Origin of the sequence: Sphingobium sp. B8D3B (genome assembly GCF_025961875.1) — a bacterium.
Lineage (GTDB): Bacteria > Pseudomonadota > Alphaproteobacteria > Sphingomonadales > Sphingomonadaceae > Sphingobium.
Genome location: NZ_JAOQON010000001.1, coordinates 2,357,362 through 2,370,581, shown reverse-complemented (window position 1 = coordinate 2,370,581; position 13,220 = coordinate 2,357,362). Strand labels below are relative to the sequence as shown.

At 60.9% G+C, this 13,220-nt stretch carries 8 protein-coding genes; 5 read left to right on the top strand and 3 right to left on the bottom strand.

Annotated features, from left to right (window positions below; translation table 11 throughout):
• The first annotated feature begins 4 nt into the window (after positions 1-4).
• Positions 5-928 carry an NAD(P)/FAD-dependent oxidoreductase gene (locus M2343_RS11055; protein ID WP_264576687.1) on the top strand — a complete coding sequence of 308 codons (924 nt, stop codon included), beginning with the start codon at positions 5-7 and terminating at the stop codon, positions 926-928.
• Between the two features lie 910 nt (positions 929-1,838).
• Here M2343_RS11055 and M2343_RS11050 read toward each other — a convergent pair.
• The 3 genes from M2343_RS11050 to M2343_RS11040 all read right to left on the bottom strand — a co-directional run bounded on the left by M2343_RS11050 (position 1,839) and on the right by M2343_RS11040 (position 5,132).
• The gene (locus M2343_RS11050; RefSeq protein ID WP_264576686.1) at positions 1,839-3,335 is read right to left on the bottom strand and encodes a patatin-like phospholipase family protein; all 1,497 of its coding nucleotides are present in this window, start codon (positions 3,333-3,335) and stop codon (positions 1,839-1,841) included.
• 611 nt (positions 3,336-3,946) lie between these two features.
• The gene (locus M2343_RS11045; RefSeq protein ID WP_264576685.1) at positions 3,947-4,705 is read right to left on the bottom strand and encodes a hypothetical protein; all 759 of its coding nucleotides are present in this window, start codon (positions 4,703-4,705) and stop codon (positions 3,947-3,949) included.
• A gap of 124 nt (positions 4,706-4,829) precedes the next feature.
• The gene (locus M2343_RS11040) at positions 4,830-5,132 is read right to left on the bottom strand and encodes a hypothetical protein (RefSeq protein WP_264576684.1); all 303 of its coding nucleotides are present in this window, start codon (positions 5,130-5,132) and stop codon (positions 4,830-4,832) included.
• Between the two features lie 606 nt (positions 5,133-5,738).
• Here M2343_RS11040 and M2343_RS11035 point away from each other — a divergent pair.
• The 4 genes from M2343_RS11035 (at position 5,739) to M2343_RS11020 (ending at position 13,125) form a co-directional block, all read left to right on the top strand.
• Positions 5,739-8,270 (top strand): TonB-dependent receptor, encoded by a 2,532-nt coding sequence (locus M2343_RS11035; RefSeq protein WP_264576683.1) that lies wholly within the window; start codon positions 5,739-5,741, stop codon positions 8,268-8,270.
• Positions 8,271-8,307: 37 nt separating this feature from the next.
• Positions 8,308-10,095, top strand: a complete 1,788-nt coding sequence (locus tag M2343_RS11030) for a N,N-dimethylformamidase beta subunit family domain-containing protein (RefSeq protein ID WP_264576682.1) — start codon at positions 8,308-8,310, stop codon at positions 10,093-10,095.
• Between the two features lie 256 nt (positions 10,096-10,351).
• Positions 10,352-11,647, top strand: coding sequence for a 4-aminobutyrate--2-oxoglutarate transaminase (gabT, locus tag M2343_RS11025; protein ID WP_264576681.1), 1,296 nt, complete (start codon positions 10,352-10,354; stop codon positions 11,645-11,647).
• Entirely contained in the window at positions 11,647-13,125 is a 1,479-nt protein-coding gene (locus tag M2343_RS11020; RefSeq protein WP_264577547.1) for an NAD-dependent succinate-semialdehyde dehydrogenase, read from the top strand. Before gabT ends, M2343_RS11020 begins: the two co-directional genes overlap by 1 nt.
• Positions 13,126-13,220: the final 95 nt, after the last annotated feature.

The following is a 13,220-nucleotide window of genomic DNA, read 5'->3' as shown; positions in this document are numbered from 1 at the left end:
GACCATGAGCGAGACTCTTGACCTAGTAGTGATCGGTGCCGGCGTTGCCGGGCTCAGCGCTGCCGCAACCGCTGCGGAATGGGGGCTGGAGACGGTCGTCATCGAGCATCTGGCAGCGGGCGGACAGATCGCGACCGTAGACCGAATCATGAATGCGCCAGGTCACCCGGAGGGCATCGCGGGCTATGAGCTAGGGCCGGCGTTGCAAACCCAGGCGGAAAATGCCGGCGCGCGCTTTCTTGTCGACACGGTTGAGGCCGTCTCGCTGAGCGACGGCCACTTCCTCCTACGTTGCGCTGAAACGACACTGCGGTCCAGAACGGTGATCGTGGCGACGGGGTCGCACCGAAAGGCGCTCGACGTGCCCGGAGAAGCCTCGTTCTCGGGTCGGGGCGTTTCTCACTGCGCTTCCTGCGACGGGCCATTCTTTCGAGGGAAGGATATGGTCGTGGTTGGCGGAGGCGACTCGGCTTTCGATGAAGCCGCCTTGCTCGCTGAGCATGCCGCGGCGCTCACCATCATCCATCAAGGACCTCGGCCTACGGCGCGTCGCTCGCAGGTAAGACGCATCGAAGCGCTGCCGAATGTGAAGATCTTTGCCAATAACCGGGTTGTAGCGATTGCGGGCGATACTGAGCTGAGGTCGGTGATACTGGAAGATGGACGGAACATATCCGCCGCCGCCGTCTTTCCTTACATCGGTCAAGCGCCGAATACCGACTGCGTCCAAGCCTTTGTTGAACTGAACAACGAGGGACGCGTGGTAACCGCTTCTGACATGCAGACCTCTGTCCCGGGTTGTTTCGCTGCAGGCGATGTCCGCTCCGGTTTCGAGGGTCTGATCGCAACTGCTCTAGGAGACGGCGCAAAGGCAGCGCAGTCAGCTAGGCGCTTCATCAAGATTAGAGCGCTGCATGCTGGGATATGAGCTTGGAAAAGAGCTTATCCTCCGGCCTTCTCCTGTTCCATGTCAGGCAGCGCAGACCGGCACTGAAGTCTGCAAAATGGCCACTGAGATAGCGGCGCATAAACAGCCGACGCCGCCGGCCCGCATGGTCTGAGAACCTCAATTCGCGAAGTGTCGGCGCCCAAACGGCGCAATTTTAAGCCATTTTTGCCATTGTCATGGCAGGGCTAACAAATCTCGGAGAATTACGAACTGTCTGGTGCCGGGCACAGCCGTGACCGAACCAGTCTCTGTATCCTGAGCGTTGCGAAATCAAATGGGAGGCCAATACTGCCCCCAGATTCTATGCCGCTTTAACGCAACGGCAGCTTTTTCAGTTCGACCACAATAGCGTTCTTCGCGCGCGCTTTAGCCAGGTAGCGATGAACGCGTTCTTTCGTTCGTTGCTTCCACATTTGACCTATTGCGCTTCCATCTCGGACGTTCAAATCGTTGAACGAGCATCCCGAAAGCGGCCATTCGTTCAGTTCCGTTTTAATGACGCGAACTGGGACAAAACTGTCCTTCCTGAGCGATGTGCCGAATGGCCGATTTTGTCCGGAGCCGACATCCGGCGATTGCTCGACCGGCACGGAATAAAGACAGATAGTGGGCCGTTACGCGACTGGCTGCGCGTAGCCTCTTCCGATAACGATCTGGAACGGGCAATTTAGAAGCCACGGGTCAGGTGTCGACCGGGTCAACCCGCAACCGGCGCTAGTCGATCGCCTCCACGAACGTTTTGTGCCGCGCCCTGAGTTCACGAAGCTCGCGATCCACCGCGTCCCGGCGGAGCTTGAGCGGGTCGCTTGCAGCCGTGACGCGGGTGTTGGTCCTGAGCGCTGCCTCCAGGCGTAAAGCTCCGGCGCTGACCGAAAGCCCCCTCTTCACTCTACGTACCGCCATCGCTGAACGCCTCCTTAGGAACGTACGAGCCTAACATAGCCACTACCTCGTCCGAAAGCGAGGCCATCGTGATATCTACAAGGTCGGCTTCGACTTCCAGTGCCGAATTCGAGTCGATCGTGGCCACGAGTTCAATACCGTCGTCGAGCTTAATATAGGGTACGCACAGAACCCAGGAAATATCCGGCGAAACGAGTTTGCGCAGCCAGCGGTCCTGCGGCCGCGACAGATACGGGGACCAGCTCGGGTCGCTCCGCTCCAGGTAGAGCGGCTCCCCGTCGCGGAGCGCGTGCCCGACAATGGAGCCGTTCACGGGGAGCCTGATCCGCTCGTCGGGCGCGTCCTCGAAGCCGGCTTGGAACTCCGCCGTCAAGCTGGACCCGTCGTCGCGCGGGCGCGCGAAAATGGAGACGCGAATCCGGCCCACGAACTCGGGCCGACCCTCCGTCCGCAAAACCAGGTTGAGCGTGCGCTGCGCGCGCACCTGAATCCGCTCGCAGACGTCGTTCATCAGCTCGGGTACCTTCCGGAGATGGTAGACGAGCTTCTCAAGGCTGGTCGCCTTCGCATCTTCGACAGCCGCGCAGGCGGCAGCGAGGCCCGGATCGAACTCTAGGAGTTTGAGACCAACCTTCAACCGCACCGCCCTCAGGCGATCCACGTTCCGCACGTTGAGAAGGCCGGATCCGAAGATCCCGGTCAGCACGGCGCCCTTGAGAATTCCCAAGCCCCAAAGCCGACCGGCCTTGACGACCTGCACGACCGCAGTCCACGCGTCGCGGTCCAGGGCCCGCTCGGCGTCGAACGCCCAGGACGGAAGGTTTGAGACCAGCCCGCCGTCGAGGTGCAACCTGCCTCCGATGTCGCGTGGACGGAAGATCACGGGAAGGCACACGGACGCCGACACAGCCCTCGCCACACTCATGTGAGGAGTGGTCGCGTGCGAGAAAAGGCGGAGCTCGCGGGTCGTGATGTCCGCCGCCACCACACGGAGGGGGGGGCATCCGGCCCTGTCCAAGTCAGCGAATGTGATCAGTTCCTGCAGGCGTGCACGGTGCGCTGTGGCGGGGTCAAGACGCCCAGCCAGCCTCAGACGTAGCAGCTGGTTCAGTCCCCATTCGAAGGTGGAGAGCGATGCAAGGCCAGCGGATAACACGCAGCCGAGGATGAGCACGCCCGCGAAGCTCGTCAGCACCGCGTAGAGGAGCCAGTCGCCGGGGATGATTTGCCTCCCGACCAGCAGCGCCGGCGCGAGCAGCAGGGCGAAAACCAGCAGTATAAGGATACATCCCCCACCATTGCGCGCGAGCACGATGCCCGCCCAGCCGATCGGTCCGAACAATTTGCTCGGCTTTCTAGCCGGCCTGGCTGGCGCGCCGCACCAGATATTGGACCGGTCGAGATCAACCAGGTCGAGGATCGTGCCTTGGGAGGCGATGAGGTCCGCCGAGCGGTAACCCACCGCGGCCAATGTCGCGATCACGGCTCACGCCGACGTACCGGCGAAGCCGCAGAGCTCAAGCTCAGAATCCTCAAGCGCAGCCAGCGCACCCACGTGCGCTATACCCTTGGCCCCTCCGCCTTCGAATATACAGAAACACCTGTCCCCCATGCCTCTCTTACTTGGAGCCAAGCGGTTCTCATTGCAATATTTCGCCGACGCTAGACCGGCATTGCGGACTGCGGAGCGCGTACTCAGCTCTTTTGATGGCCCGACCCCAGAGGCATCGCTAGGGCTAAGAGCCTGAGCTGCTCGGCACCGCACAGACAATCATTGGTGGGAATCCCAGGACCGCGGGGCATCCACTAGTTCGTGCCGTTCACGGGCGCATTGAGCACCTCATCGAACGGCCGCTTTTGGGGATCAGGTCAGTGCTGCTGAGTGGCCGAGGATAGTACGCATCACCGACCGGCCGCTCCGCATAGGCTGATCGGCGGCCTCCTTCAGAAGCCGACGTTCGACGTTCGCCCGGCTGGCATTGCAGAACGACAGAGATTTGGCCGGTTGTGGACTGGCAGCTTTCAGGCGGTCGACTCTTGAAATCGGCCGTCACTGATCGGCGGCGCCGTCGTGGCTTTCACTCGCGGACGGCCTTACCCTCCGCCGGACGACCAGCAGAAAAAATTCTCATGCGGTATATCGTCGGTCGAGCTGTGATATCGAGCGTCGAGCAGACTACGCACGCCTTCGACGTCGGGCGTCTGGCGGTGCAGCTCAAGTCCCCAGCTCTTGAGGGTGGCCAGCACGTTCATGTTCATCTGGAACGTGAGGAGCTCGGCCGTGAACTTGGTCTCGTCGATCGCGGGTATGTCGCCGGCGTCCAGCCGCTTCATCGCACGCCGAAAGATGCCTTGAGCATCGGGCGTCCCGCCGAGCAGCGGGCCGCCAATCTCCTCCTCCATCGCTGCGTTCAACGCGAAGTTGTAGATCGCGTTCAGGAGCTGCCAGTCGGGCAGTCCCCGTCCGTGCTGCTCCTGCAGCGCTTTCCGCGCGGCGGGATCTGCCATCAGCTTCGGCACCACGACCCTTGCCACCGGCGCGGTCTTGGCATAGCGGTTGGAAAGCGCAAGCCGTGCGCGATCGGGCGAGTAACCAGGAGCATCGCCGTCCCGCCAAGCTAGTTCCGGATGGATGAGCGGCGGCGGCACCGTGACCGACGGGCGTGTCTCCTTCGACAGATCCGGAAGCCCGCCTAGCATCAGCTGACGGACATCCCGCATCAGCCCGCCCACCGGCTGCACCCAGAACGCGCGGCCGGAGAGACCACGCTTCATCTTGGCTTCGAACACCTTCTCGAAGTCTGCGAAAGGCATCGCGCTCGCCTGAAGGATCATGGTGGAGACCATCGCCATTGTTCTTATGGCCTCATCAGGATCGGTGTTCGGGACCGGAACGCTTATGCGGAAACGGAGGGCGCCAATAAGCGTTGTTTATAAATAGAAAATTCGGACTGATAGGCGGTCGTCATAAAAATCGTCATAAGTTCACATATCGGCTGTCATGCAGGGTTAAGGCCAGATCGCCGATTGCCTCGGCGCCGACGCAAAGGAAGATCGAAAGGGCGCCAAAGCCGAAGCGCGGGCGACGCAGCAGATCGAATCCGAACGGAAAGCCTATGGGCGAGTGCGTTTCGCCTTGGAGACGACTGCGAAAAAGCCACACCGGCATGGCGACTATGGCAACGACAACGGCTAGCCCCCCATAACCGTGCATGGTCGCCTGGCTCTCCGCGGGCTGGTAAGCGACAAAGGCTTCCCCCTGAAGCTGGTTCGCGCTCACGCAGGTGAGGCCGTCTAGGATCAGAATTGCGCCCAGGTAGGGAATACAGCCGTGCCAAGCGAATTGAATGCGTGTGCAGAGGTGAGGCGGCTATGCGCGCATAAGAAGGGCCGGAGCTGAGACTCTACGGCCATTCCCCCGAGGTGCTCCGGTAGCAGTTTCCGCCGGTAACCGACCGCATTGAGATCAAATACGCGCTGACGTTGAGTGCATCGATATGCTTGGCATGATCTGTCCGTCAACCCCTTAGGCGATGTTTGCCTTCGCGCCCCGTCATCCCGACGTTCTAAAACGCTTGGTGCCGCATCAGTCCCGAACCCAGGCTTAGTTCGAAAACATTTTCCATATTGTTTGATAACGCCCGGTAGACATTTCCCTGATCTAATCGGAGCATCTGCCATATCGGACGGGCAAGCCAATATCGAAAGATAAAAGTTTATAATATACGTTCTAATTCTACTTTCGATAGAATATTATATATCGAATATAAATATTAAAAAAATTTCGCGGGAACGAGCAAAAAGAAGGATTTAATTATACCAGGGGGTAGTAATGAGAATTTCTTTTAGAATTATTCGCGTTTCTTTGCTGGGAGCGACGATCTTGATGTCGGGCGCGGTAGCGCAGGCACAAGGCGGTGCCGTGGCCGCGCAGGACGATCAAACGTCGGCTGAAAGCGGTCAGGACATTGTGGTGACGGCCACCCGAACGGCGGTGGGACTTAGCAAGGTTCCGATCAGCGTGGCTGCTTTCAGTCAGGCCCAGATGGATCAACGCGGGCTTCGTCAGGTCGATGATCTTGTGGGGATTACACCCGGCCTTGCGCTCGAGCGGAGCTCTCAGGGCGCCAACCGCATTTCCATTAGAGGCATCAACTCGTCCGCCGGCTCGGGCACCACGGGTGTTTATATTGACGACACGCCCATTCAGGTGCGCAATCAGGGCTTCGGGTCCGGCACGGCGTTTCCGGAAATCTTCGATCTTGAACGGGTAGAGGTTCTTCGCGGTCCCCAGGGCACACTGTTTGGTTCCGGCTCCATGGGCGGCACGGTCCGGTTCATTCAGACCAGCCCCAACATGAACGATTTTTCGATGTACGGCCGTGCGGAGGTCAATCACGTTGAACAAGGCGGGGTTGGCTATGAGGCGGGCCTGGCGGTGGGCGCTCCGCTGATTGAGGACAAGATCGGCTTCCGCGCCAGCCTGTCCTATCGGCGTGCAGCTGGTTTCGTGGATGAAGTGCAGGGCACCGTTACGGCGCTTCCGACGCCCACAACGCTCGTACCCCCTTATGACAATCTTGCTTCCTTCACGCCGACAAATGTCATCAAGAAGGATGCCAACTGGCGCACCGCGCTCGTCGGGCGGCTGGCGGTCGAGCTCCGGCCGACCGAGACGCTCACCATCACACCGTCTATCTATTACCAGCGTGTGAAAAATGGCGACGCCAGCGATAACTTCACGGTCATTGCATCGGATCTGGACAAGCGGGATTACCGGCGCATCAGCTGGCAGCCCGGCAACCCTGCGACCAACGCCGCGCTCACGCCGATCAATGTTCCCCAGACGGATACCGGGTCTGATCGCTTCATTCTCTCGGCACTGGATGTCGAGCTGGACCTTGGCGAGGTTAAACTGATCTCCCACACCTCCTACTTCGACCGGAAGTCGCAGCAGACATTTGACTATACCTGGACGGATTCGCAGGCTTATGGCAATATTCTGATCCCGCAGCCCGGCTTCAAGTCCTTCTCTACCCAGAACGCGCGGCAGAAGAACTTCGTTCAGGAAGTCCGTGCACAGTCCGGTGACGCGCAGAGCTTCATCAGCTGGACTGTCGGTGCCTTTTATTCGCAGATGAAGCAAGACAACCGCCAGGATCTCTTTAGCAACTACATCTATAATCTCCCGTCCCTGTTCGGATTCATTTTCAATGATGCCGATCCGTTCGGGCCGGGCTACAATGCTTTCACCAATGCGTTCGGCATGGGCCTCGGCGCGAACTCGATCTACTTCCGCGAGCATCGTTTCGCAGATGAGACTCAGATTGCGGGGTTCGCTCAAGTCGACATCCGCCCGATCGACCGCCTGACGCTGACGATCGGTGCGCGCTATTCGTCCAACAAGCTCAAATATAGCGCCTTTTATCCTGAGGCGCTCAACAACATCAATGCGCCCTTCGGTGCGCCATGCACCGACGGCATCTGCAAGCCGGGCCAAGGCAATTACGTCGTCGCTTATCCAGACACGATTGGAAACAGCATCAGCGAGACGGCGTTTACCCCGAAGTTCGGTGTCTCGTTCCAAGCGACTCCCGACCACCTGTTCTACGCTAATGTGGCCAAGGGGTTCCGGCCCGGCGGTGTTTCCGCAGCGGTGCCGCCGGTGTGCAATGGCGACCTGCGTCGTCTTGGCTATGTCGATGGCTCGGGCAATCCCACCCAGCGGCCGACTTACGGGTCTGACAGCGTCTGGAGCTACGAAGCCGGCTTCAAGAGCAGACTGCTCGGCAACCGGCTGACACTAGATGGCAGCGCCTATCGGATCGACTGGACGAATATCCAGACCTTCGTCATCCTGCCGGAATGCGGCTATGACCTGACCGACAATACGGGCAATGCTCGCTCCGAGGGTTTCGATCTTGCCTTTGATCTCCGGGTCGCACGGGGCCTCAATCTGGGCGGGGCGATCGGCTATAACAGCTCGAAATTCACCAAGAGCGGCCTCGTCCGCGCCGATGGCGTCGCCTCGTTCCCGAAGGGGTCCAATGTGCCGGGCGCGCCCAGTCCCTGGACCGTCAACCTGTCTGCCCAATATGATCATGATCTTGCAGGCGGCAACGGCATCTATGCGCGGCTGGATTACATCTTCAACAGCAAGCAGAATCCGAGTGGCGGCACGCTGGTGGGGACGCCGAACTACAATCCCCTTCTCATTCAGCGGCCGAGCTATGCCAACGTCAATCTGCGTCTGGGCTGGCGCCACGAAGATACGGACATCTCGATCTTCGCCAAGAATCTGCTGAATGCTGACCCGCTGCTCAGTCTCGACCCCGCAGGTGGCCGTCGATCCCTGGTCTATCAAGCCTCCACGCTGACTCCGCGGACAATCGGCATCACGCTGACTCACCGCCAGTGATCGGGACCATATTCAGCCTGCAAAAGGACCAGGGACAATGAGTGATCAGGAGTCCGAAGACAATAAAGGCGCCCTGTTCAGCGCCAGCCGCCGGACCGTCATCGGCGGGCTCACCTCGGCGGCTGCGGCGGCAGTGGCGGGTATCCCCGGCGGGACATTTGCCGAGACGCCTTCACCGCTGCGCTCGGCGGTTGTGCCACCAGCGAAGGATTGGCAGGAGGTGGCCCGCCGCGCCAAGGCGAAGGGCTATTTCGCACGCTACCAATGGTCGTTGATCGACCTGCGCGGGCGCCGCGAGTTCCCCGGCTGGCTTGGCGGTGCGCCGGAGGTGTGGGCCTACACCGAGAAGATGAGCTATCTCGAAGGAGAGAGTGTCGATCTTTTGGTGCACACCAATACGCCGGCCTTCGATGTTCGGATCGTGCGTGATGGCGAAAAGCAGGCCCTCGCATTCGAGAAATCAGGCGTGCGCGGCATCGTCCAGAAGACGCCGGAGAATGCTTCGGTCGTGGGATGCGGATGGAAGCCGGCCCTTGCGGTGTCCACCAAGGGCTGGGCGCCAGGCGTCTACATCGCGCATTTCAAATGTCGCGATGCCAAGGGCGCGGAGGGCGCGGGCGAGCATATGTTCGTCGTCCAGAGTCGGCAGCCGGGCAGCCACTCCAAGATCGTCTTCGTGATGCCGACGTCCACCTATCAGGCGTATAACGACTGGGGCGGCGCGAACAACTATCGCAGCATCCGCGAGGGGCTTTCCACCGACGTGCTCGAGCCAAGGATTTCCACGCAGCGGCCGTGGGCTCGGGGCTTTGTTGCGCTTCCTCCCGGCGCTCCGGACTATCTCGAGCCTACGACGCCGCCTATCGGCTGGAAACCCGCCTATCTCGAAGTCAATTGGGCGTTGGCGAATGATTATTCGCGCCATTATGTCGAAGGTTATGCGAATTCCGCGCCCAAATTCATGCGGTGGGCGGACCGCAACGGCTATGTCATGGAATATGCCACGCAGCACGATCTCCATGAACGTCCCGAATTGTTTGATGCCTACACGACGATGGTCATCGTCGGGCACGACGAATATTGGACCTGGGAGATGCGGGACACCATTGATCGCTTCGTCGATCGGGGTGGGAAGATCGCGCGGTTTGCTGGCAATTTCTGGGGCCAGATCCGGCTCGAAAACGATAACAAGACCCATATCTGTTACAAGACCGGGGGCAAGGATCCGGTCCAGGGTGCGCGCAACACAGAGCTGGGCTTTCCGGAGGAACGCCCGATGGCCTCCAGCCTGGGCGTTCACGCCACCGGGTATAGCCGTTACGGCGCGGCCAACCCGCGCAGCATGGGCGGCTATACGGTCTATCGTCCCTGGCACTGGTCGTTCGAAGGCACCGATCTTTATTATGGCGACGTATTCGGCGCCGCGCCTCTCAACATCCACGGCTTTGAGACCGACGGTCTGGACTATGTGATCAAGAAGGGCCTGCCCTATCCCGATCCGGACGAAAAGGGCGTGCCGGAGGGGCTTCAGATGCTCGCCCTGGCTCCCTCCGTTTCCGGCGAGGTAGACCGCTTCAAAAGGACCGTGCCTTTGAACGCCCCGCTTGATTACGGGCGTCGCGAAGGTCAGGAGCGTGAAATGATCGAGCCCGGCGCCGACCTGCCGGCGGGCGCGGCGAGTTGCGGCGCGATCGTGTATTTTGAGCGCGGCAAAGGCGCGGTCTACACGGCTGGCTCGTGCGTCTGGGTCCGGGGGCTTGAAGCCAACGATCCCATGACGTCACGGATTACCAAGAACGTGCTGGACCGATTCAGCAAGACCTGAACCATATCCGTCCCCCTCGCCCCGGCCCACAGACTGGCCGGGGCGATCATTCGATCAGCTGCCTCTCGGGGATCGGATGAAATTACGCGAGTCCGAAGAGGGATAAAAGTTTGAGCCCTCCGCGATCAGGTTCGAAATCCACGGATAGACACCAGCCGCACAAAGCCCTGAACTGCAGTGGGTCAAGCTGGTTGATGGCAAGCCGAGCCGGCGTGGCCGACCTGTCACATCGCAAGACGCATATGAATGGACGAAAATGAGCCAAGGCAAGCTTTTGAATTCCGATCTGATGCAGCGCCGCGTGAAAGCCGTCCCGCGCGGCGTCGCGAGCGCGACGTCGATTTTCGCGGAGCGGGCAAGCAACTCGGAAATCTGGGATGTCGAAGGCCGCCGCTATGTGGATTTTGCGGGCGGTATCGCGGTTCTGAACGTCGGGCACCTCCACCCCCGCGTGGTCGAGGCCGTCCAGACCCAGCTTGGTCGTTTCTCCCACACCGCGTTTCAGGTGATGGGCTATGACGTCTATGTCGAGCTGGCCGAGAGATTGAATGCTCTGGCTCCTTTTGATGGGGAGGCGCAGACCATCTTTTTCACGACGGGCGCGGAAGCGACGGAAAATGCCGTCAAGATTGCGCGCGCTGCCACCAAGCGCTCGGCGGTCATCTCCTTTACCGGCGGGTTCCACGGTCGCAGCGCGCTGGCGAACGCGATGACCGGTAAGGTCAATCCCTACAAATGGCAGTTCGGTCCCTCGGTTCCAGACGTGTTCCATGTCCCATTCCCGAACCCGAGCTACGACGTGAGTGTGGAAGACAGTCTCAAGGCGCTGGATTTCATCTTTTCGGCAGACGTCGCGCCGCAGGGTGTTGCGGCGATCATCCTTGAGCCGGTTCAGGGCGAAGGTGGATTTCATGTTGCACCTCCTGAGCTTCTGAAAGCCCTTCGCGAGATCTGCGATACGCACGGGATCAAGCTGATCGCCGACGAAGTGCAGAGCGGGATTGCCCGGACCGGCCGCATGTTCGCGATCGAGCATGCCGGCGTGCAGCCCGATCTCGTCACGGTCGCGAAGTCACTCGCCGGTGGTTTCCCGCTTTCCGGCGTGATCGGCCGGGCAGAGCTGATGGATATGGTGGAACCAGGCGGGCTTGGCGGCACCTATGGCGGCTCGCCCATCGGTTGCGCTGCGGCACTGGCCGTGCTGGACGTCATCGAGGAAGAAGGTTTGCTCAGTCGCGCGGATGTCATCGGGAATAAGCTCCGTACTGCCATCACGGCTTGGAGCGACCGGAACGATCTCGTCCGCATCTCGCAACCCCGTGGCCTTGGCAGCATGATCGGCTTCGATGTGCTCGACCCTGATAACGGTCTCCAGTCACTGCTCAATGGCGGCAAGCTGGTCGCTAACAAGGCGCTTGAGCACGGTCTGGTCGTGCTGAACTGCGGGGGACGGGGCGAGACGGTCCGTATTCTCGTGCCCTTGACCGCATCCGATGACATTCTCGACGAGGGACTGCGCGCGCTCGAGGCCGCGCTGTCGTCGGTCGCATGATGGCAACGCTCTCGGTCGGCACATCCGCCTTTCCCGTCGCGCTGAAACGGCCGGAACTGTTCCGGCAGTGTGCTTATATCGATGGCGCTTGGGTGGGCGGCGTCGAGGTCATCACCGTGTCCGATCCGGCGACCGGTGACGCGATCGGCACGGTCCCGAACCTGGGCAGCGACGCGGCGCTGACCGCCGTCGCCGGGGCAAGTCAGGCTCTGGCCGGGTGGAAATCGCGCGCGGCAGCAGAGCGCGGTGCCGTCCTGCGGCGCTGGTATGATCTGATGTTGGCGCATCAGGAGGATTTGGCCTGCATCATGACCGTCGAGCAGGGCAAGCCTCTCGCGGAAGCCAAGGGTGAAGTGGCATACGCCGCCTCGTTTCTGGCCTGGTTCGCAGAAGAGGCGCGCCGGGCTTATGGCGATGTCATACCCAGCCACGGCGGCGACAAGCGCCTGATGGTGCTCCGTGAGCCGGTCGGGGTGGTGGCGGCGGTGACGCCGTGGAATTTCCCGCTGGCGATGATTACCCGCAAGGCCGGCCCGGCTCTTGCGGCGGGATGCACCATCATCATCAAGCCCTCCGAACTCACACCATTTTCCGCCTTGGCGATCGCGTTTCTGGCCGAGGAAGCCGGCGTGCCGGCCGGCGTTCTGAACGTCGTAACGGGTGCGCCCGGGCCGATCGGCGATGTGCTGGTCACCCATCCCGATATTGCCAAGTTGAGTTTCACGGGATCGACGGCGGTGGGCAAGATGCTTGCAGCCCGCGCGATGGCCACTGTGAAGCGCGTGTCGCTTGAGCTTGGCGGAAACGCGCCTTTCATCGTCTTCGACGATGCGGATCTCGGGGCGGCCGTCGAGGGTGCGATTGCCTCCAAGTTCCGCAACGCCGGGCAAACTTGCGTGTGCGCCAATCGCTTCATCGTTCAGGCGGGCATTTACGACCAGTTCGTTTCTCGACTGAGCGAGCGCGTCGCGGCGCTGCGTGTGGGACCTGGATTGACCGACCAAGTGGACATCGGGCCGCTGATCAATGCGGATGCGGTCGCGAAGGTCTCCGCGCACGTTGCCGACGCCCTTGCTAAAGGCGGCACGCTGAAGGCGGGCGGGGAGGCGCTTGAAGGCGACGGGCATTTCTTCCAGCCCACGCTTATTGCCGACGTGCCGCGCACTGCGCGAATCTGTGGAGAAGAGACATTCGGCCCTGTTGCCGCCGTGAGCCGGTTCGAACGTGAGGACGAGGCGATCGATCTGGCAAATGATACCCGCGCGGGACTGGCAGCTTATCTCTTCACCCGTGACTTCTCGCGCAGTCATCGCGTTTCCGAAGCGCTGCAATATGGCATGGTGGGTTTGAACACCGGCCTGATCTCGACCGAGGTCGCACCTTTTGGCGGCGTCAAGGAATCCGGCGTCGGGCGGGAGGGATCCCGCTATGGGCTTGACGAATATCTGAACATGAAACTGATTTGTGCGGCGATCTAGCGGGCACTTGGAGAAAGCGGCCGCGACTATGTGGCGCGCTCGCCGGCCGAGAAACCGCGAGCGACGAGCGACAGGAAGCCTGGCGGTATGTCTAC